Below are 18,458 nucleotides of genomic sequence, written 5' to 3'. Positions count from 1 at the left end.
CACCTTCCGATCGTCCAATGACGACCAGAATAATAATCAGGATCAGGCTGATTACTGGTGAACGTAGCATAAATTAATCTCCAAAATTTGTGTGTGTTTCAAGTGTTTACTAACAAATGCTCTGCATCTGTTTTAAACAACATAAGCATTAAACTAGCAATAGATTTTGCGAAACACAATCTTTTATTTATATTTTTTTGAAATTTATTTTTTTAAGTGTAAACACGATTCTTTGTTTATTAATTAAACATAAGCGCGCCACGCCTAAGAGCTCTCGCATCATTTGAACATTTGCTGCAGTTGCATTAATTTCCCTTTTTTTCATAAACCAAAAGATCACCCGGTTGGCAGTCCAATGCTTCACAAATTAGCGCTAAGGTTGAAAAACGTATTGCCTTGGCTTTGCCCGTTTTTAGAATCGATAGATTCTGCTCTGTAATACCAATTTTCTCAGCTAACTCTTTTGAGCGCATCTTACGCATTGCCATCATTACATCTAAATTTACAATAATTGCCATACTTATCTCCTAAATCGTCAAATGACTTTCTTCTTCAAGCTGTTGTGCTTGTTGCATCACCTTAGCAATTAAAATAATGACCGCTCCGGTGATTAAACTCGCAAGATCAATACCAGATAAACTCAATGTTAACATGCGCTGCCCAGGCGGATTAGCAAAGCTTAGCACCACTGAAATAAGCGCATCATAAATAAGCCCACCAATCACCCATGCAAACAGGGTATAACCCATTTTTTTGTAAGCCAGTGTATTTTGATGAGCAAATACGCTTCCTTGTGAATAGTTTTTAAACACGATAATCAATTGACTTAATCCATACATTATAATCCCGCATGGAATCATCGATATTAAAAATGCCAACAGCTTCGTTCCAAGTGGCACCGTATCACCATGAATATACTGCATTAAATCATTACCAATACCAAGCTGCATAAATAAGCTTGACTGCCCGCTACTTACTGAGCTCTTGCTAAAGCTTAACCAAAATAAAAAGGTAACAATTGGTATCAAATAGAAACATATTTGGAAAAACCAATAATAACGATAACTTGATTGTTGAAACTTAGACATATTTTCTCCTGAATAACTTGCTGTTTTTTTGTTCAATTTCCACATCAGAAACACCCGCAAGTTATTGTGATGTTTAGTTGCGGTGAAGCCGCTTAGGGTGCTCCTGAATGATTACTTTTACCACAGATAGGTGCGATTACTATAACAAGATAAAATGCATTTGCGCAACAATTTTTATTGTTTATCAATAATTATTTACCGCATAAATATCTATATTTGTATTAAATAACAGTGCCATAACTTTAAAAAATACCGCTAATGCAACGTCTTACCTCAGTCCCACACTCATCACAAAACAATGCATTAAAAACACTAGAAATATTCCAATACCCCTCCTCATATAGTAAAAAAGTTGAGATTTTTTGATATTTTTCTGCACTTTTTATCCAAAACCATATGATCAAACTTGCATTTTCAGCATGCTTTGGCTAACTTTGACGGCGGTAATTGTGTTCAAGTTACTTTTGAAATCAAAATGGAAATAAAACAGGAGAGCAAATTATGAAGAAAATTATTGCAACAACCATCGCTGCTGCGGCACTAATTAGTGGTTCGGCATTTGCTGCTGGCGCGCAAACAGGTCTAGTACTTGGTGGAAGCGTTGGTTATACAATGCCAACAGGTTACCTTAAAGATATCGGAACTGGAACTGGTGTTGATAATAAAAATGGAAATATTGCCGGCAGTCTACTTGTTGGTTATGACTATGCACTTAGCCCACTATTTAGCGTAGGGGTTGAGTTAGATGGTCAATATGCCTATGAAATCAGCAAAAGCTCACTAGCTGGAAATAGTATTAAATTAAGCAATGTTAGCGTTCCGTTGTTCCTAACCGGTAAATTTTTCATTCCTGAAGCCATGGGCTTAAATGTCTTTGGTAAAGCGGGTTATGCGTATAATAGACTTTCAAGCAAAGTAGAAGTTAGTGGTAGCTCCTCTACAACAACTAACACCAACCTATGGCGCCCAGTCGTAGCTGGTGGTATCGGCTTCCAAGTGCAACAATTTAATATTTTTGCTGAATATCAATACAATTGGCTACCGTATCAAGGCACCAATGGTGGATATGGTACCGCTTCGCTGGGCTTAACTTACACCCTTCCTATGTAACAATTATCTCTAATTATTCTTTATCTTAGGCGAGCGATTGACTCGCCTTATTTTTGCAATCCAAAAGCTTATCGCACCCTGAGTGTCAGTCGAAGTGGGTACACTTGTGCAACTACATGCACATAAAGGCTTCGACTAACGCTCAGCCAACGTAATGTCAGAGAAGGCGATTATTATCACCATATTCAAAAGCCAATTTGCACTATGTTTACTGTGATGATAAGTATAAAATACGCCATCACTTATAAAAAATGGATTGTTATATGCGGCATAAAGCACGTAAATTCTTAAGACAAGTACCCGTTGGTGTTGTGAAATTTATTATGAATCGCTATCGTCCTTATCGCGGCGCGGGGATTAAGACCTTACATATTACCAAAGATTATCGTTATATCAAGGTTGCAATGCCACTTAAGTGGCATAATCGTAATTATTTTGGCACGCACTTTGGTGGCTCATTATTTGCCATGACCGATGCCTTTTACCCATTGATGTTGAGTCATATCTTTAGGGCATGACTATATTATCTGGGATAAAGAATCTTCGATAAAGTACATCGCCCCTGGTAAAGCAACGGTTTATTGTGAGTTTCGCTTAAGTGATGAGGACATCGATCAAATCAAACAACAAACCGCTGTTAATGGCAAAATCTACTTTCAAAAAGAGATTGAGATCTATGATCAAAATAAACAAACCATCGCACGTGTTTTGCGCATAATTTATATCAAAGACAAAAAATTTATTGCCGCTGATAATGAAAAACCAGTGAAGAATTAGGTGAGTTTTGGTAATAAGTATTTTATACTTTGCGCACTGCAGCGGTTAATAGTTACGCATAGTCATGAGTGATCAATCATTAAGTTATCAGGATGCTGGTGTTAGCATCGATGAAGGCAATCTGCTTGTCGAAAAAATCAAACCCTTAGCTAAATCAACCATGCGCAAAGAGGTGTTAGGCGGATTAGGTGGTTTTGGTGCTTTGTTTGAAATCCCTTTGGATCGTTATAAAAATCCCGTGCTCGTCTCCGGCACTGATGGCGTGGGCACCAAGTTAAAACTTGCTTTTGAATTAAACAATCATACAACTATCGGCATTGATTTGGTTGCGATGTGTGTTAACGATCTCATTGTTGGTGGTGCTGAGCCATTATTTTTCCTTGATTATTATGCCACTGGCAAGCTTAATGCTCATCAAGCGGCTGATGTAATATCAGGCATTGCTGAGGGTTGTCGCCAATCAGGTGCTGCTCTTGTCGGCGGTGAAACGGCTGAAATGCCTGGCATGTACCAAGGTGAGGAATATGATCTTGCGGGATTTTGCGTTGGTATTGTTGAAAAAGATAAAATCATTTCAAGTGACAAGGTCAAAGCAGACGATGCATTAATCGCAATCGCCTCATCAGGTGTGCATTCCAATGGTTACTCATTGGTGCGTAAGGTCATTGAGCACGTTAATGCTGATTTAAATATGCCTTTTCAACAAAGTACGTTAGGTGAAACGTTATTAGCGCCAACGCGCATTTATGTCAAAACGATTTTAAAACTGCTTGAAGCATATGACATTCATGCGATCAGCCATATTACCGGTGGTGGTTTTACTGAGAATATTCCACGGGTATTACCAGATTTCACTTGTGCGAATATCAACTTGGGTAGCTGGCAATTTCCAGAAATTTTCCAGTGGTTACAGCAAAGCGGTAATATTAGCCAAAGCGAGATGCTTAGAACATTTAACTGTGGCGCTGGCATTGTAATGGCAGTGGCACAAAGTGATAAAAAAGCGATTATTGACACACTTAAAGCACTTGGTGAAACGGCTTGGGAGATTGGTCACTTAAGCCAATCACAGCAACAACAAGCGCATGTTAGCTACTTCCATGGCAAATAAATCGATATTTAAACTCGTTGTTCTCTCGTCAGGATACGGCTCAAATCTACAAGCGATTATTGATCAGCTACATAATGAAGATGGCATTGAGATCAGTGCTATCATTTCCGATAAAGCATCTGAGTCCATCACACGCGCACTTAATCACAATATTCCTTGCTTATATTTACCTAGACAAAAGAAACAAACGCGCGAGGCATATGATCAGCTACTTTCTGAGCTGCTTAAACCCTTTAGCCCTGATTTGATTGTATTAGCTGGATTTATGCGTATTCTATCACCTGCCTTTATCCAGAGATTTCCGCAACAAATTATTAATATCCACCCATCGCTACTGCCTAAGTACAAAGGCTTAAACACCCATCAGCGTGTGATCGATGCCAAAGATAAAATTCATGGCACCACCATTCACTATGTTGACGAGCATCTTGATGGTGGCAAAATCATCGCACAAAAACGCATCGATGTCCTGCCATTTGACACGGCTGAAACCTTAGAGCAAGCCATTAAATCACTTGAACATGTCTTTTATTCAGCAACTATTCACAAGCTTGCAACGAAGATGCGTAGCAATGCTAGCTTAACACCTGTAAATAACGATAACTAAATCGACTTAGTAATGAATCAAGAATAAGTTGCGCCAACTAATACCTCTCCCCTTGCGGGAGAGGTCGTGCAGCTTAAGCTGTGCGGGTGAGGGGAAATTGAAACTCAACTTATTTGTGCATTATTACTTACTGCAAATATTAAACATCAATGCAAAAAATCTATCGCTAAGAATAAAAATTCCTTATATATCAAAGAATCTTATTCACGATCAAAATATGAAATATCCTTGGGGTTTTACATCCTTGTGATCAACTCTTAGTAACAAAGGGGAGGGAGTGTTATTGAGTCGTAGCGTCCTGCCACGAAAGTCATTCTCTCAAATACTCTGGCTGTAAGATAGGGAAAATATCTGAAATTTATTTAAGAGATTACTGTTTTTTCTATGGCGGATATCTCACAAGGACATAATCCAGTCTTATATACCGCCCATAAACCATTTTGCTAGCGGTATATGAAATTATCTCAAAGCAACTGCATCATTTGATTTAAATTGAGTAACCTCAGCTAAAACATCAAATAAATAATCAATTTCAGCTAGGGTATTATAATAAGCAAAGCCAATGCGCAACACACCATCGTTTGGATCCAAACCGAGTTTTTCAATAAATCGTGGCACATAAAAATGTCCAAACCCGACACAAATATTATGCCGAGCCAAGGCTTGTGCTAACTCTCTGTTACTGACACCGGCAATAGTTATTGCAAATGTTGGCGTGCGTTTGCTTAGCTTATCCTGGGAAGCTATACCATGCACCGTGATGTGCGGACATGCCTCAAGTTTTTTCAAAAAGTAAGATTTAAGCATTAACTCATGTGTCTCTATTGCTGACATACTTAATTTTAATGCTGCCTTTAAATCCGTTTTTGCCATTTGCTCATTGACCAAAGCAGCTTTGTGATAAATGGCTGCTTCTAAACCTGTCAATGCTTCAAAATTTTGCGTACCGGTTTCTAGCGCATAGGGCAACGTATCTGGTGCTGGTGCTATTTTATAAGGTTTAATCGATGCCATAGTCTGTGATTTACTATACAAAACACCGATATGTGGTGCCGAGAACTTATAGCCTGAACACACCAACCAATCACAATCAATCACTTGCACATCAACCTTCTGGTGTGCAATAAAATGCACTGCATCAACAAATAGCTTGACCTGATACTGTTTTGCTAAAGCACAAACGCGCGTAATATCAGTAATGCTGCCGCAAATATTAGATGCCAACGTTATCGCAATGAGTTTTGTCCGCCCATTTTTTAATATCGCTTCAAGTCGATCAAGATCAAGCGTATAACTGTCTTGATCAAATGATAGTATCTCAACATTAATTCCCTTCTCCCGCGCCTTGATAAGCCACGGACTGATATTTGCCTCATGATCAAGCTCACTAATAACAATGTTATCCTTAGGCGACCAAGTATTAGCAATCGCATGTGATAATGCCCATGTGATCGTTGTCATATTTTGCCCAAAACTGATCTCTTTAGAATCTTTTGCATTAATCAGCGCTGCCATTGCCCCTCGAGTTCGATCCATTTGCTGTTGTGCGCTAATGCTACTTTGGTAAAAGCCACCTAAATTGGCAACACCATCTGCCATAAACTCTGTCATTGCTCTCATCACAGCAAAACTTACCTGCGTGCCACCTGGACCATCAAAATAAATCGCCGGATTAGGTTTAATCAACGCTGGAAAGCCTTGGCGTACTTTATCTACATCAAACATAAACCACTTTATCCTTTTGTCATTTTAACTTTTTTATTTCTCACACGTCTTAAACAACTTCAGCTACTTGTGTTATTTTTTAATCTGCATAGTAATTACAAACACATCACGATGCCCTGCTCCTGGTAATAAAGGAACAATTGGTGAGGCGTAATGCGCATATTTGCGATCATTAAAAAGAAACATCTCGCCCTCTTTTAACGCTTGATTAACGTGAATATGTTGATGTTTGTTAATATCAACTAATAGCGAATTGCCTCCTGTGATATTTTGCATATCAACACAAACAACAGTGACATAATCAAAGCCATCTTGATGCACTCCCTCGGGAGCGGGCTTTCCCGTCACCTCATCATTGGTATATATGCGAATCTGATGAATACCAAAATGATAGTCACATGCTGGCAGCCTAGGATAGATGTGCGCCATGATAATGTTGCTAGCCACTTTCTTGGCAATATCCATCTCGATTAATGGGAAACTTCGGTCAATCCCGCCTTGATATTTATTAAGCTTCTTTGACTGGTGAAACACTTCACTATGCGGACTCACACTAATCTCACCCCGCAAAATATCACCCACCGCAAACGCACGATGACGATAATTGTCCCCTGATTTCATATTTGGATCACGCTTGAGTGTTTCAAAAGACTTGGCAAATATAGGTTTTAAGTCACCAATAAACGCAATCTGATACATCATTTCTTCGGCTTTTTCTGCTTCTTCAGCTTTTCTATTTGATCCTTTTGGCATATCTAATTCCACTTGATACATCTAAATCCTCCTTAACATAGTTATATATTATATCGCCCATAAAGCAAAAACGCCGTGCTTTACCAAACGCAGTTACTACACCTTTTTTTGCTGCTAAGTGCAAGCATTTCAGTATTTAATTTACAGAACACTATCTTTTTAATTTAGTTTTCTCTACCATTGGCGCGTTTTAGCAATCATTTGACAGGAGTTTTCTTATGTTTTTCGCGCAATCTTATGGACTTGCGATTTTATTTTGTATTATCACAATGCTCTGCTGGGGATCTTGGGCAAATCTTCAAAAAGCAACAGGCAAAAAATGGGCATTTCAATATTTTTATTGGGATTATGCCATTGGCGTGCTCTTAATTAGCTTTATTCTTGCCATCACTTTGGGTAATACTGGCGACATTGGACGTGGATTTTTTACAGATCTGGCACAAGCAAATACTGGTATGATTCTACTTGCGCTTATTGGTGGTATTGTCTTTAACCTTGCCAATATTTTACTCGTTGCTGCCATTGATATTGCGGGCATGGCAGTGGCCTTCCCTGTTGCTATTGGCCTTGCCTTAGTGCTTGGCGTGATTCTTAATTATATTGCCAACCCGTTGGGTAATGCCTTAGTTTTAGCCATTGGTGTCATTTGTGTCGCTATTGCCATTATCCTTGACGCCAAGGCATATAAGACACTCAAAGCGCACTTAACACAATCAGCATTTAAAAAAGGACTTATTATTGCGCTGATCTCTGGCGCATTGATGGGTACATTTTACTATTTCGTTGCGGCATCGATGATTACCAATTTCCACACGCCTGAAGCAGGGAAATTGACACCTTACAGTGCCGCGGTTATTTTTGCGATTGGCCTGTTTTTATCAAACTTCATCATCAACACATGGATGATGAAGAAACCATTTATTGGCGAACCAATCAAAGGTTCTGGTTATTTTAAAGGAAGCTTTAGAGCACATATCTTTGGTATCTTAGGAGGTGCTATTTGGGGCTTGGGTACAGGCTTAAACTTTATTGCTGCGGGTACCGCAGGACCCGCTATCTCTTATGGTCTTGGTCAAGGGGCAACGATGATTGCCGCTCTTTGGGGTGTGTTTATTTGGCGTGAGTTCAAACAGGCACCTCAATCAGCTAATAAGCTTTTATTGTGTATGTTTATCTTCTACTTTATTGGTTTATTATTGATTATCTTTGCTAAAGCTTAATAAGTTAAAGACCAAGCGATGAGTGATCAGACTGACAAAAATCTCGCACACCTTCTAAGCATTGATATTAGCCACTTCCCAACGGCTAAATTGCATGAGCATGATGAAGCACAATTAAGCTATATACAAAAAGGCGTGCTAAAGGTGATCGTCGCGCATAAAGTCTATATTGTGCCCGCGGGCTTTGCGATGTATATCCCACCAAAGATCACCCACGGCATTGAGTGCGGACAGGATATTGATGGCATCATGCTGTACTTTGATCAAGGTCTGCCGCTATTACCAACTTCTGTCATTATTTTTAAACCAGATGAGCTGATCAAGCAATTGATACTTAAAATCCATCAGCAAGATCAACAGGTACCAGCTGTTTTTACCCAAGCATTATTACAAGCAATGCATGATGATAAATCCGAGCCTAACTACGCTTTAAGCTTTCCAACACATCCTTTGCTGCGTGATTTAATTACCTATATTGATCATCAGCTATCACAACCAGTATCCATTGAAGTCATTGCTCAAAAAGCACATCTGAGTGCTCGCCATTTATCACGTATTTTCAAGAAAGAAACGGGGCTGCCATTCTCTTATTGGCTACAGCAATACAAAATGCTCTATGCTTTGGTGCTTTTACCACAACATCAAAGCACATCCGCCGTTGCCCGAGCATTAGGTTATGATAGTGATAGCGCCTTTATTAGCACCTTTAAGAAATTCACACATGGCAAGCCACCCTCGTTTTTCTATTAAATTACCATTTATCAGACTGAACTTATTTATAAACCGATCAATCAAAGGTATGATCAATACCATTGCTATTAACCGCTGTGATTAGATGACAAAATGACTTTGTTGAGCGCCAGTCGGAATACGCCCCTGATTAAAAATTTTGAAAGATGGATTACTGAGGCAAAAACATTTAAAGAAATCGGTCAGCTTTCGATTAAATATAGCCAACCGATTAAACGCATGTTTCATTTAGCACTGCCTAATGAACAGCTCCTAAACTTCACATTTATTCGCACGCATAATGATTTAAAGCGTAATATCGTCACATTAGAGCCGATGTTAGCGCTAAAGTTTTATCGTCAAAATCTACATATTGACGATCATATGCTCGATCGCAACCTTATCAATCCATTCTATGACCGAGTTGAATTAATGAACCCCTTTTACCAGAAGGCATTTATTCAACTGACCTCACCAAACGAGTTATCAACACCTGTTGTTATTGAACATGATCTTGATTTCTATAAAGATGCTTTTTGCTTTCAAATTGCCAATCCAAGTAATAAGGACTTTATTACCGGTGCATGGTTTGCAACGTTTCTGCAAATGGTTATCGCATTTTACAACTTTTATTCGCCACAGCTGACACCCAACTTCCCAAGCTATGATACCCGAAGTAAAATCACAGAGCATGGACAGGATGATCTTTTCCACGACTTTATCACAATGCACGATCTAACACCCACACAAGGGCAATATCTGAAATATTTAGTGTTTTCTTGGGAAAGTAAGCGCATTGCGACGCATTTATGTCGCTCTGAACGCACAGTTGAAAAAGTGATTGATGCCATCAAACTCAAGCTTAATTTACACTCCAAGCATGAGCTGTGCACATTACTACAATGTTATTACATCAACTTAATTTCAGAGTGTATAACTAACCGTCATTGAGCGTAGTTTAGTATACAGTTATCACCTGTTAAGCCATTTTGATCAGCGCTACAACTTTGGTTTAAATAGCCTGCCGCCTGATAATAGGCATCGTGAATCTGGTCATAGCACACTAGTTTGGGATAAGTCGGGTCACTAGCAATACATGCTTTAACACCTTCTTTTGCTGTAGCACTACAAGATAACGCGTTTTTACTGACACCAAGCTCACCAAGATAGGCACCCCACCCCGTATATGGCTTATTGTTGTGATCAAGAATATAAGCGCCAATGTGCAAAGATTGAGGACAGCTGTATTTAAGGGATACATCCACAGGCTTTTCAGCTTTTAGAATATTGTTTAGATAAGTTGCTAAGGCTTGTGCATGTTGATCAGCATAAGCTTTGGTTGGATGCCCACTACCTGAGCTATCACTTGGCAGGCGCGTATCAACAAAGCAGCTTACTGTATTGCCATTAAAGTATAGATTTTGTGGTGTAGCACACGCCTTACCTGCAATATTTTCCTCTGCTTGCCAATACTGCTGATACATTGGCACATAATCAGGACGAAAACCCCATAAGTCCAACACAATTTTGGCATGTGGATTTAATGCTTGCACTTTATCAACAAATGTCTGCAACGCTTGCTGATATGTGCCTTGACTGGCAACAAAGGTGTCATTGGTGCCAAGATTAATCACAACAATATCCGCGTTTTCACTCATTATTGGCTGATTGTGTTGATCCTTGTTATAGCTACTGCTGTCATAGTATGTGAACATGGTCGAGCTCCCCCAATATGAGCCCGGTGTTAACGATATTCCTGATAGCACAATAAAGCTTGGATCAACATTCCAACCTTGTGCATTTAATTGTTCAATGCTTTGAAAGGCATAAGAAATCGCAATATTAGCATAGCCAATATTGTCACTTGCACCACCATCATTATTACCATCTTGTAATCCTGCAGTGATTGAGTCACCATAAAATACAATTTTCTTTAAATCACTATATTTCTCAACTAATTCGATGTTATTTAATGTCATCGATTGCACATAAAACGGTGAGTAGAAAAATGGCGCCTGCCTTGCATCTGCCTCATTTAATTGCACCAACTTGATATTATGCGTTTTGGATAAATCTAGTGTTGGATCTAGACTTAAATCAACATCCACATCCGTCGTTAATGTATTATCAAGTTTAATAGCACTGGCAGGTGCTTCTACTATTGAGGTGCGTGCAACGTTCGCTAGCTTATTATCAACATAGATATTAAACCATGTTTCATTGCTATTGCTTGGAGTAACTTTAGCAAGCTTTATCATCATATTGGCGTCATGCTTAAGCGCTTTAATATTAAAAGATACCGTGCTTCCTGACCAGTTCATCGCAACTCTATCATTAATAAGCTCGTGATTACTGCGCCCTAAATACATGATATTAGGATTATTACCTAAAACTGTCTCGCTACTGGCAAACCCCATACCACTTAAACTCGCAAGCCCACATATCATTGCATATTTTATTTTACTATTTCCTTGCATACCAAAGCCTCCTGTTGGGTTATTTTTACACTTGATAACACCCCCATAAATCGCAAGGATCATGATCAACACCACTGATACTGCCATAAAGAGGGATTCCATTTTGACCAACAACACCCATATGTAATTGACCATCATCTACTGCAAAGGCTTTACCATTTTGCCAATAAACACTATCACACCCTGTTTTTCCGGTTTCATCGCCTATTTCAAACCATAAAAGCGCATACGTCTGTTGTGGCAAATAATCTGATAGAACAGGTGATAGCGCACCAAAGTAGCGCTTAGCATAGCCTAACAGCTTGCCATTTTTATCTTCCCAAGCAGTTTTTGAACTATGCGCCCAGCCTGTTTCACCAATGCCCCAGTGCAAGTGTGATAATTGGCTTTGAGTAAGTACGTCATGACCCAACAAATAACTTTTGAAAGTTGTTATGCTGTCACTAAAGGTTGTTGCTAAATTTCGTGCATTAATAACAGCACTGTCATCCAATACACCGCTATAGTAAAACGGATAAATATTCAGCCAGACAACTGCCTTTAATTGATGCGCCAGATCATATGTGTAAATAGCTTTAAAACTTTGTAAAAGTGCTTGAATATAGTCTTGATTTTGACTTTGATCACCATTCATCACGCTACCTATCAGCCCATAAATCGCGCCTTTTCTTAACTTAAGTAAATACGTAAGCTTACTTTGATCGCCAACATCAATGTCAACACTAAATGGCACACGCGTTAGCGCTGGATTTTCTTGATAAAACGTATTCATCGAATCTACAAATATCTGAATACGCTTACTAATATGATCGTAACTCTCTGGCGAAATCCCTGGTTCTTGCAATAGCACAATATCATCAACACTGTTGAGTCCTTGAGGCAGTGAGTTTTGTAATGCCAACATAAATTTAAATAAGGCTTGTTGACCATTTTGGTTGGTAAATAACTTGAGCTGTCCTGCATCTATTGTTAGTACAACATGCGCATAAGGATAAGCTGATAATGCCTTGGTAAATGCACACCAACGATCATTTGGATTCTTGCTCTCACCATCAAAATTATTATGACAGCTCGTGTAATCAGTGTTTTGGCTGAATAAACCAAAATTGCCATATAAGCGAATTATCTGCGGATTATTCTGATTTTTCTGACTCTGCTGTTGAAAATGATATGCCAACGCAGCTTGTGTGATCTGATAAACATCATCTGCTGTAAGCTGCAGCGCTTTATCCGCATTACTATCGACCCAATCACCAAAATCAAAGCCCTGTATTAAGGCATTTGCTTGATTTAACTGAATAAATAATGAAAGCACACAGCATAAAAGCATCCGTAATAATCGCATATTAGAGCCTCATATTGGATCATTTTCACTCAACCCAATATCCATAAATCCACAGCTTGTGCATAGGGTAGTGACTACCCTATTTGCTATTTTTCGCTATTTTCGCTATTTTCGCTATTTTCGCTATTTTCGCTATTTTTTACTATTTTTCCTTTTCCGTTGGCTGAGCGCTAGTCGAAGCCATCTTTATCAGCATGCCCCCTTCGACTTCGCTCAGGGAACGAGAAATAGTGCTGATAGGTGACTATACTTTCATCTCAGCAATTTTCACTTTCCATTCTTTAGGGCCCGTTTGATGAACTGAAGTCCCTTGACTATCAACGGCAACCGTTACTGGCATATCTTCCACTTCAAACTCATAAATAGCTTCCATTCCCAGATCCTCAAATCCAACCACTTTAGCCTTACGAATCGATTTAGAGATAAGATAAGCAGCTCCACCAACGGCCATCAAGTAAACCGCTTTATGCTTTTTGATTGAATCAATCGTTGCCTGACCACGCTCGGCTTTACCCACCATGCCGGCAATCCCCACTTCACTTAACATAAAATCGGTAAACTTATCCATCCGTGTTGCTGTTGTGGGACCCGCAGGTCCTACCACTTCATCACCCACGGGATCAACAGGACCTACGTAATAGATGAACTTACCCTTTAGATCCACTGGTAATGGTTCACCATTTTTGACCATATCCATAATGCGCTTATGTGCTGCATCACGCCCCGTTAATAACTTACCATTTAATAAAAGCGTCTCACCTGGGTTTAGGTTTTCAATATCAGCTTGCGTTAAGGTATTTAAATCTACGCGACGCACTTGTGATTTATCCGTTTCAGTAATTTCAGGCCAATCTTCTAATTTTGGTACTGGCAATTTGGCAACACCTGAACCATCTAGAGTGAAATGAACATGGCGTGTTGCAGCACAATTTGGAATAAGTGCTACAGGTTTACATGCCGCATGCGTTGGATACTCATGGATTTTGACATCAAGAACTGTTGTCAAACCACCCAAGCCTTGTGCGCCAATGCCTAGATCATTGATTTTGTGATAGAGCTCGACACGCAATTTCTCAAGTTCCGTTTGCGCACCACGCTCAAGAATCTCATGCATATCAATCTCTTCACCTAATGATTCTTTAGCTAGTAACATTGCTTTTTCCGCCGTACCACCAATGCCGATACCAATAATGCCTGGTGGACACCAACCCGCCCCCATTGTTGGCAACATCTCAAGCACCCAATCAACGATACTATCACTTGGATTTAAGACTTTAAATTTTGATTTAAATTCAGAGCCACCGCCTTTAGCTGCTAACTCAATCTCGATAGTAGATCCTGCCACCATATCAATATGTACAATCGCAGGCGTATTGTCTTTGGTATTTTTACGCGCGCCATGTGGCGGATTAACCATCGATGCTCGAAGCGGATTATCGGCATTTAAATAGGCGCGACGCACGCCTTCATTGACAAGTTCAGTAATCGTGCGATCAGTGCGGTCAAGCTTTGCCTCCATCCCAACTTTAAGAAAGGCACAAACCATACCGGTATCCTGACAAATTGGGCGATGACCATAAGCAGCCATGCGCGAGTTTATCAAAATCTGCCCAATTGCATCTTTTGCTGGCTTTGATGCTTCATGCTCATAAGCACGATACATCGCTTGCACAAAATCTTTAGGATGATAATAAGAAATAAATTGCAATCCATCAGCAACACTTTGAATGAAATCTTCTACTTTAATAATTGACATCTGAAATGACTCTATTGATTAAACTTCGGCGCATTTTAACAAGGTTTGATGCTCGTGGTCTAGTGATACAGAAAAAATCAAATCCAACGAATCTTACGCATAATGGCAATATAGCCCACCATAATCAATGCAAGGATTGCACAAACGATAATAAAACCATAATGAGACTCAGCACCTGGAATGCCGGCAACGTTAATCCCCAAAAGGCCAGTGATAAATCCAAGCGGGATAAACACCACACTGATCATCGATAAGATATACATGCGTTGATTCATCTGTGTTTGCTCATAAGCATGAATTTCATTTTGGATAATTAAACTTCTATCCTTCATCGCATCCAGATCTTCCAATAAACGCATATTTGCATCAAGCACTTGTTTTAGCTCAAAGACATCTTCATCACTTAGCCAAGACAGTTTATTTGCTGAAATCGCCAATATCGCTTCGCGTTGCGGCAGGATATAACGCCTGATTTTAATGATCTTTTTACAAATCGCATTGACTCTGTCTGACAATACAATTGATCGATCTTTCTTAATCGCAAGCTCAATATCATCAAGCTTACCATCATAGCCATCAACCAACTGATCAGTATGTTCGGTAATATGCATCAATAAAATATTCAAAAATTCGCTTGTCGCACAAGGTCCGGCATTTAAGCGTAACATACTGTTAATCTCAGCAATCGAGTGCAGATTTCGACGCTTAACGGTAATAATCAAACGCTCAGTTAACCACATACGGATCGATGTCATATCTTCAGGCTTTTGTCCCTTGTTAAGATTAATCGCACGAAAGGTTGCCAACATACCATTATCAAGTACCAAAATACGCGGTCTGGTTTCCTGCGCGCATAGCATATCGATGATTTTCTCAGGGATAATCTGATATTCATTTAAAAAATCAGCCGCTTGTGTTAAATCCAAATGCAACCAGATAATGCCAGAAGGTAACGCCATTGCTCGGGATATATCTTTTTCAGTGATTTCTTTAGCGCCACCGTTACCATCTAACAGTTGAATATTTACATACTTTTTTTGTACTTCCATCACTTGATATCATTAAATACCTTTTTGCATCACTCTAGCGTAAAACGCTATAAACGCAACCAGTTAATAAGATAAAGTGCACAAACATGCTTTATACTTTTGCAATATCTTATTAAAATCGCTGGCATATCTTAAAAATAATTGACAAATAAAAGGCAAGTTTCTTTACAATGCGTGATTTTGCTAAAAACAACTCAATAACCACTGCTAAAAACGATAAAAACAAAGCAGATAATAAGCCTCGTCAGCAGTCCTCATTAGCCATAAGAAAAATCATTCTTGCCCTTTTGTTATTGGTATTAATCATTGCTTTTATTGTGAGCTTTTATGGTAGTAACAAATCAAAAGACAGCACAGCGACAACCACCACACAAACGGTACATGTCTCTCCCAAGCCAGTTGTTAATGTGAGTGACGCGAAAGAGCAAAACAATCAAACGCAAAATAATACCACCACAGACAGTAAGCCAACTCAAGTCGCTAAACAGACGTCAGATAGCAATGTAGTGGCAGCAGCACCTGCTAATGAAGATGGCAGGAAAGAAACAGCTGCAACAAACAGTAAGAAAACGAAAGATAGAAAAACGGATAACAAGAAAGATGACGATCAGCCTTTAACTTTCACGTTTTATAACACACTCACCAATAAGACCGTACAAGTCGATGCTAATCCTGAGAAGCTAAAGCAATATCGCTATACTTATATGTTGCAAGTTGGCTCATATCGCAATCAAAGTGATGCCAATGCCACACGCGCCAAGCTTATTTTGGCAGGACTTAAACCAAACATTAAAAAAGTGGGAGACTGGTACCGCCTGGATGTGGGACCTGTCTATAGCCAACGTGATGGCGATGTGATCAAACACAAAGTTGAAGCCGCTGGTATCTCTGGTAGTATTTTGCGCCAAGTGGATAAAGAGGAAATTACTCAACAAACAAGCAATGATAATCAGTAAACTGTTTAGTAATTGGCGTTTTGCATTTTAAGGAATAACTTATGCAAATATTCAAAACATATTTTAATGTGATGCCCGAGCATATCGACGCTAACAAACATGTTAGCAATATCGTCTATATCAAATGGATGCAGGATATTGCCGTGATGCACTCGGACGCTTGCGGTTGGGATACCAAGCGTTATCATCAAAACCACTGTACATGGGTTGCTAAAACCCACTTTATTGACTATATCAAGCAGGTTTTCTTAAATGAGGTCATTGAGGCGAGAACATGGGTTGATGAAATAAAGCGCTCAACTGCGCTACGCAAATATGAATTTATCAATCAACTCGGCGAAATCGTTGCCAAAGCCGAAACCAATTGGGTTTTTATCAACACCGAAACTCAGCGCACTCAACGCGTGTTACCCGAAGTGCGTGAAGACTTCGAGCGCTTTAGGTCATCTGAATATAGTGAAGCAGCTGACTTGCTAAATAGCGATGAACCATCGTTGTAGGGTGCATACCATTATAGAATAGGTAGCCATTACAATACGGTAAATCTTCTGCCTTAGCACAGGTTAAATCAACAGGTTTTGTAATGCCAATATTTGCCAAAACATTGGCTTTATTAAAATAGACATCTAAAAATAGTCGATCGATTGCAAAGACATGATTGGCTGGGAATTCACTTAAGGTCTGAAGCACAAGATTAGTTTGCAAACTTAAATTATACATTTGCGAAATGGATGAAATTACTGCTAGCACACTTTGACGCATAATATAGCTATGAATGTGTTCATCGACTAAATTGGTCAATGCCGGCACCATTGAAAAATTAGGCAGATTAAGCACGTAGATATTTGCTACAGGCACGCCATGTTGCATCAATATTTTTACCGCTTTAACGATATTATCAATCGGATGCGCAATCGCCTGCCCATTGTTTGAGGCAATACGCACGATATTTTGATAAAAATCATTGCCTCCCGCCCATAAAATAAAAAGTGTTTTGGGATTTGGTTTATTATTGACATTAGCAAGATATAACTGCAGCTGTTTTAACACCCCAGGCACACAGTTATAAGCACCGTAATCGCCGACACCATGCGAGCACTGTTCATTTGTATCACGTGCCCATGTCGTATCCGTTAGATAATAATCACCTGTCTCAGCCGAAGCTGTTGCAAAGGATACATTGTGATCAAAAGCCATATTAGACTTTAAGTCTTTGATGTTATAAAAATTTTGCCCCGCGCTCGTTGACATCTTAGCTAAGATATAATTAAGCCACGTCTTGCGTGCTGAGTCATTTACACTTAATTCACTGGTAATCGGTGCGCCAATTTTATCGGTAACACCACTGGGCTTAACCCAATAGTTATTGCCTACACCTTGTCCATGGTAGGCACTATCACTTAAGCTATCGCCAAAGACGACAACATTCTCAAAGTGCTTTGCTTGAGGATCATCGACCCTAGCCTCTGCCTGGCGCTTAATTAAGGCAATAATCGCAATGACAATCACAAGGGCCGCAATCAAACTCCAAAAAACTCTCTTTAACATCCTAGTCTCCAATGAGGTCATTCATACGCATATCATATTAGCGTATCTAACAACATAATACCTCTTAAACTTGGGATGTAGTATAATACCCCAAGAAATTTAAACAGTATCTTTTGAAATTCATTTCCGATATATTGTTGAAAGTAAAATGAATAGAGGGCGTATTTGTGAGCACAAAAAGAGCAAGTTACTCGTCAGAGTTTAAAG

Annotated in this window: 19 protein-coding genes; 10 read left to right on the top strand and 9 right to left on the bottom strand. The window is 39.3% G+C overall.

Annotated elements, in window-relative coordinates; genetic code table 11:
• Positions 1–305: 305 nt before the first annotated feature.
• Together DNJ75_RS08260 and DNJ75_RS08255 are read right to left on the bottom strand one after the other, a co-directional pair.
• Complete coding sequence (locus tag DNJ75_RS08260) at positions 306–518, bottom strand: helix-turn-helix domain-containing protein (RefSeq protein WP_117002981.1); 213 nt, start codon at positions 516–518, stop codon at positions 306–308.
• Positions 519–527: 9 nt separating this feature from the next.
• The gene (locus DNJ75_RS08255; RefSeq protein ID WP_157968272.1) at positions 528–1,088 is read right to left on the bottom strand and encodes a DUF2975 domain-containing protein; all 561 of its coding nucleotides are present in this window, start codon (positions 1,086–1,088) and stop codon (positions 528–530) included.
• Between the two features lie 501 nt (positions 1,089–1,589).
• On the opposite strand from DNJ75_RS08255, the gene DNJ75_RS08250 reads away from it, so the two are divergent.
• The 5 genes from DNJ75_RS08250 to purN all read left to right on the top strand — a co-directional run bounded on the left by DNJ75_RS08250 (position 1,590) and on the right by purN (position 4,693).
• A complete protein-coding gene (locus DNJ75_RS08250; protein ID WP_117002979.1) occupies positions 1,590–2,198 on the top strand; it encodes an outer membrane beta-barrel protein in 609 nt (202 codons plus the stop codon).
• A 263-nt stretch (positions 2,199–2,461) separates the two neighbouring features.
• Positions 2,462–2,716 (top strand): DUF4442 domain-containing protein, encoded by a 255-nt coding sequence (locus DNJ75_RS15650; protein WP_229667688.1) that lies wholly within the window; start codon positions 2,462–2,464, stop codon positions 2,714–2,716.
• Positions 2,700–2,975 (top strand): DUF4442 domain-containing protein, encoded by a 276-nt coding sequence (locus DNJ75_RS15820; protein WP_373282849.1) that lies wholly within the window; start codon positions 2,700–2,702, stop codon positions 2,973–2,975. The genes DNJ75_RS15650 and DNJ75_RS15820 overlap by 17 nt, the downstream gene beginning before the upstream one ends.
• 64 nt (positions 2,976–3,039) lie before the next feature.
• On the top strand, positions 3,040–4,086 hold the full coding sequence (gene purM / locus DNJ75_RS08240) for a phosphoribosylformylglycinamidine cyclo-ligase (RefSeq protein WP_117002978.1): 1,047 nt from the start codon (positions 3,040–3,042) through the stop codon (positions 4,084–4,086).
• Positions 4,076–4,693 carry a phosphoribosylglycinamide formyltransferase gene (gene purN, locus DNJ75_RS08235; protein WP_157968271.1) on the top strand — a complete coding sequence of 206 codons (618 nt, stop codon included), beginning with the start codon at positions 4,076–4,078 and terminating at the stop codon, positions 4,691–4,693. Before purM ends, purN begins: the two co-directional genes overlap by 11 nt.
• A 459-nt stretch (positions 4,694–5,152) precedes the next feature.
• Here purN and DNJ75_RS08230 read toward each other — a convergent pair whose 3' ends face one another.
• Positions 5,153–6,418, bottom strand: coding sequence for a cysteine desulfurase-like protein (locus DNJ75_RS08230; RefSeq protein ID WP_117002976.1), 1,266 nt, complete (start codon positions 6,416–6,418; stop codon positions 5,153–5,155).
• A 72-nt stretch (positions 6,419–6,490) separates the two neighbouring features.
• Positions 6,491–7,192: a 2OG-Fe dioxygenase family protein gene (locus tag DNJ75_RS08225; RefSeq protein ID WP_117002975.1), complete on the bottom strand. Its 702-nt coding sequence runs from the start codon at positions 7,190–7,192 to the stop codon at positions 6,491–6,493.
• Between the two features lie 197 nt (positions 7,193–7,389).
• Here DNJ75_RS08225 and DNJ75_RS08220 point away from each other — a divergent pair, with 197 nt between their 5' ends.
• The 3 genes from DNJ75_RS08220 to DNJ75_RS08210 all read left to right on the top strand — a co-directional run bounded on the left by DNJ75_RS08220 (position 7,390) and on the right by DNJ75_RS08210 (position 10,071).
• Positions 7,390–8,391 (top strand): GRP family sugar transporter, encoded by a 1,002-nt coding sequence (locus DNJ75_RS08220; protein ID WP_117002974.1) that lies wholly within the window; start codon positions 7,390–7,392, stop codon positions 8,389–8,391.
• An 18-nt stretch (positions 8,392–8,409) separates the two neighbouring features.
• The gene (locus DNJ75_RS08215) at positions 8,410–9,141 is read left to right on the top strand and encodes a helix-turn-helix transcriptional regulator (RefSeq protein ID WP_117002973.1); all 732 of its coding nucleotides are present in this window, start codon (positions 8,410–8,412) and stop codon (positions 9,139–9,141) included.
• A gap of 93 nt (positions 9,142–9,234) precedes the next feature.
• Positions 9,235–10,071: a helix-turn-helix transcriptional regulator gene (locus tag DNJ75_RS08210; protein ID WP_117002972.1), complete on the top strand. Its 837-nt coding sequence runs from the start codon at positions 9,235–9,237 to the stop codon at positions 10,069–10,071.
• Here the strand turns inward: DNJ75_RS08210 and DNJ75_RS08205 are convergent.
• The 4 genes from DNJ75_RS08205 to DNJ75_RS08190 form a co-directional block, all read right to left on the bottom strand.
• On the bottom strand, positions 10,065–11,684 hold the full coding sequence (locus DNJ75_RS08205) for an SGNH/GDSL hydrolase family protein (protein WP_157968270.1): 1,620 nt from the start codon (positions 11,682–11,684) through the stop codon (positions 10,065–10,067). The genes DNJ75_RS08210 and DNJ75_RS08205 overlap by 7 nt on opposite strands.
• Positions 11,623–12,942: a hypothetical protein gene (locus DNJ75_RS08200; RefSeq protein ID WP_117002970.1), complete on the bottom strand. Its 1,320-nt coding sequence runs from the start codon at positions 12,940–12,942 to the stop codon at positions 11,623–11,625. The genes DNJ75_RS08205 and DNJ75_RS08200 overlap by 62 nt, the downstream gene beginning before the upstream one ends.
• Positions 12,943–13,186: 244 nt before the next feature.
• Positions 13,187–14,698, bottom strand: coding sequence for a fumarate hydratase (locus tag DNJ75_RS08195; RefSeq protein ID WP_117002969.1), 1,512 nt, complete (start codon positions 14,696–14,698; stop codon positions 13,187–13,189).
• A gap of 77 nt (positions 14,699–14,775) precedes the next feature.
• The gene (locus tag DNJ75_RS08190; RefSeq protein WP_117002968.1) at positions 14,776–15,747 is read right to left on the bottom strand and encodes a zinc transporter ZntB; all 972 of its coding nucleotides are present in this window, start codon (positions 15,745–15,747) and stop codon (positions 14,776–14,778) included.
• A 170-nt stretch (positions 15,748–15,917) separates the two neighbouring features.
• Here DNJ75_RS08190 and DNJ75_RS08185 point away from each other — a divergent pair, with 170 nt between their 5' ends.
• Positions 15,918–16,703, top strand: a complete 786-nt coding sequence (locus tag DNJ75_RS08185) for an SPOR domain-containing protein (RefSeq protein ID WP_117002967.1) — start codon at positions 15,918–15,920, stop codon at positions 16,701–16,703.
• 41 nt (positions 16,704–16,744) lie between these two features.
• Positions 16,745–17,203 carry an acyl-CoA thioesterase gene (locus DNJ75_RS08180; RefSeq protein WP_117002966.1) on the top strand — a complete coding sequence of 153 codons (459 nt, stop codon included), beginning with the start codon at positions 16,745–16,747 and terminating at the stop codon, positions 17,201–17,203.
• Here the strand turns inward: DNJ75_RS08180 and DNJ75_RS08175 are convergent.
• The gene (locus tag DNJ75_RS08175) at positions 17,142–18,251 is read right to left on the bottom strand and encodes an SGNH/GDSL hydrolase family protein (protein WP_157968268.1); all 1,110 of its coding nucleotides are present in this window, start codon (positions 18,249–18,251) and stop codon (positions 17,142–17,144) included. The two genes, DNJ75_RS08180 and DNJ75_RS08175, sit on opposite strands and share 62 nt — an antisense overlap.
• Positions 18,252–18,458: the final 207 nt, after the last annotated feature.

Origin of the sequence: Cysteiniphilum litorale (genome assembly GCF_003428165.1) — a bacterium.
In the GTDB taxonomy this organism is placed as follows: domain Bacteria; phylum Pseudomonadota; class Gammaproteobacteria; order Francisellales; family Francisellaceae; genus Caedibacter; species Caedibacter litoralis.
Note: the sequence above shows the minus strand (reverse complement) of the source record. Positions and strands in the feature narration are given on the sequence as shown.

Bases quoted from the DNA above. Each gene is read 5' to 3' on its own strand.
- purN (WP_157968271.1), top strand. From the start codon at position 4,076: ATGGCAAATAAATCGATATTTAAACTCGTTGTTCTCTCGTCAGGATAC.
- DNJ75_RS08190 (WP_117002968.1), bottom strand. From the start codon at position 15,747: ATGGAAGTACAAAAAAAGTATGTAAATATTCAACTGTTAGATGGTAAC.
- DNJ75_RS15650 (WP_229667688.1), top strand. From the start codon at position 2,462: ATGCGGCATAAAGCACGTAAATTCTTAAGACAAGTACCCGTTGGTGTT.
- DNJ75_RS08260 (WP_117002981.1), bottom strand. From the start codon at position 518: ATGGCAATTATTGTAAATTTAGATGTAATGATGGCAATGCGTAAGATG.
- DNJ75_RS08255 (WP_157968272.1), bottom strand. From the start codon at position 1,088: ATGTCTAAGTTTCAACAATCAAGTTATCGTTATTATTGGTTTTTCCAA.
- purM (WP_117002978.1), top strand. From the start codon at position 3,040: ATGAGTGATCAATCATTAAGTTATCAGGATGCTGGTGTTAGCATCGAT.
- DNJ75_RS08220 (WP_117002974.1), top strand. From the start codon at position 7,390: ATGTTTTTCGCGCAATCTTATGGACTTGCGATTTTATTTTGTATTATC.
- DNJ75_RS08250 (WP_117002979.1), top strand. From the start codon at position 1,590: ATGAAGAAAATTATTGCAACAACCATCGCTGCTGCGGCACTAATTAGT.
- DNJ75_RS08230 (WP_117002976.1), bottom strand. From the start codon at position 6,418: ATGTTTGATGTAGATAAAGTACGCCAAGGCTTTCCAGCGTTGATTAAA.
- DNJ75_RS08215 (WP_117002973.1), top strand. From the start codon at position 8,410: ATGAGTGATCAGACTGACAAAAATCTCGCACACCTTCTAAGCATTGAT.
- DNJ75_RS08185 (WP_117002967.1), top strand. From the start codon at position 15,918: ATGCGTGATTTTGCTAAAAACAACTCAATAACCACTGCTAAAAACGAT.
- DNJ75_RS08200 (WP_117002970.1), bottom strand. From the start codon at position 12,942: ATGCGATTATTACGGATGCTTTTATGCTGTGTGCTTTCATTATTTATT.
- DNJ75_RS08210 (WP_117002972.1), top strand. From the start codon at position 9,235: ATGACTTTGTTGAGCGCCAGTCGGAATACGCCCCTGATTAAAAATTTT.
- DNJ75_RS08175 (WP_157968268.1), bottom strand. From the start codon at position 18,251: ATGTTAAAGAGAGTTTTTTGGAGTTTGATTGCGGCCCTTGTGATTGTC.
- DNJ75_RS08225 (WP_117002975.1), bottom strand. From the start codon at position 7,192: ATGTATCAAGTGGAATTAGATATGCCAAAAGGATCAAATAGAAAAGCT.
- DNJ75_RS08195 (WP_117002969.1), bottom strand. From the start codon at position 14,698: ATGTCAATTATTAAAGTAGAAGATTTCATTCAAAGTGTTGCTGATGGA.
- DNJ75_RS08180 (WP_117002966.1), top strand. From the start codon at position 16,745: ATGCAAATATTCAAAACATATTTTAATGTGATGCCCGAGCATATCGAC.
- DNJ75_RS08205 (WP_157968270.1), bottom strand. From the start codon at position 11,684: ATGGCAGTATCAGTGGTGTTGATCATGATCCTTGCGATTTATGGGGGT.